The following is a 1,664-nucleotide window of genomic DNA, read 5'->3' on the forward strand; positions in this document are numbered from 1 at the left end:
CCTGAATTATTCATACCATCTCTGAGTTCATGCATTTAACCAAAAATCAATTATAGTTTTTAAACTTTCTAAGGAATTTTGTTCATTTTACTTCTTAAAATTGTATTTCTAGAACTTGGGGCTACAAATCTCTATTTTTAGGCAGACTACTCCCTTGGAATTAACACGATTTTTTAAAAGCGTCAAAATGAATGAGTTATTCTATCTGTAGGTTTTGAATTCGGCTAAGCACCTTCCAGAAAAATTTCTGATAGACGAAACTTGAAGATAATTTAAAGAATAGGGATCGTCCTGACTTTACTACTTTACTAGCCACTTTAATGAGCCGTGTACGAATCGTCTCAATTTGCATATTCTTCTGCTCTGCTGGGAAAGAAAGGGTTCGAAGCCAATTCGTTAAGTTATAAGCTAGAAGACTCAACATCATTTTTGCCTCGTTCACTTGGAAAGAATGACTATTCATTTGATCGAATCTGAAACCATTCTTGACCTCTTTGATATAGTTCTCCATCGTCCCTCTTTTTTGGTAAGCACGGACGATATCTTTTGGAGAAAAGGCAATTTCTAAATTGGTCACAAAAAATGAATGGATAAAGAACAGTTCACCAGCTTGACGTACTGATTGTATAATCACTTTTCTAGGCTTGGACCATGACTTCGCTTGATAAATGGTTTCTTCAAAACAGTATTCGGTCTCTGTGACATTTGAAGGCATAGTGGAAGGATGGTATTCTTCCGCAATCTGTTGTAGTTGAGCATTAGACTTTAGTCGAATGACGTAGTAAACGGATTCTTTTTCGCACAAATCATATAAAGCAGGGACGGCAAAACCACTGTCCCCGCGAACAAATAATGAAGTCTCCGGGAATTTCTCGTTGTAATGTTCAATAAGTGGTTGTATGAATTCAATTGCACCGTTTGAAGTATACACATTTCCAGGACGCAGCTTTGCCTTCAAAAAGTCACCTGTTACACCATCGAAAGCCACTAATGGATGGAAACCAATGGTTCCATAATGGGCATTGTAAGCTGCCGATTCTTGATGACCATAGGTATCGGAATGAGTAGAATCTAAATCAAAGATGAGTGCTTTTGAATCTCTGAACTTATGAACTTTATCGAGTAGATCTTGATTGGCCTGTTCCAATTGTTGGATAGATGTTTGATCAAACCGTTTAAAAAAGCGAGATAAACTAGGCTGGGAAGCTAACGCCGGTGTCCCTATAATTTGAGTAAACACAGGATCTTTCGTTAGCTGATCAGCCGCGTCATCTTCTGAATAGCCGGCAATCATTTGATAGATCTTTTGACGAAGCAAATTTTCATTCGAATGAATAAAGTAAGTCCTTGAATCTTTCAAGTTTAAGTGCCCGGCCAATGTCTTTGAGAAACCAATTTTCTCATCGAACTCTCTAAAGATGAATTCACCCGTATCAGAGGAAAGAGAGCCTCCATCATTTGATAATTTAATTTGACGATTGAAATCAAGTGTTAATTGCGGTAAAGTAGCCATTATAAGAATCCTTTCTGTGGTTATTTGGTCGCGCTTTAACCTTATCAGAAACGGATTCTTTTTTCATTTATTTAATGCACGAACGATTTACAAGAAAGCCTATTAGATAGGCGATATTTGCCTATTTCATAAAATCTGTGAATAATTCAGG

At 37.0% G+C, this 1,664-nt stretch carries 1 protein-coding gene; it reads right to left on the reverse strand.

Features of this window, described 5'->3' with window-relative positions:
• Window positions 1-196 precede the first annotated feature (196 nt).
• The gene (locus NFS43_RS24315) at window positions 197-1,513 is read right to left on the reverse strand and encodes an IS1380 family transposase (protein ID WP_251555570.1); all 1,317 of its coding nucleotides are present in this window, start codon (window positions 1,511-1,513) and stop codon (window positions 197-199) included.
• Between the last annotated feature and the right edge of the window lie 151 nt (window positions 1,514-1,664).

The sequence above is a fragment of the Neobacillus muris genome, assembly GCF_943193175.1.
Taxonomy (GTDB): Bacteria; Bacillota; Bacilli; order Bacillales; family Cytobacillaceae; genus Neobacillus; species Neobacillus muris.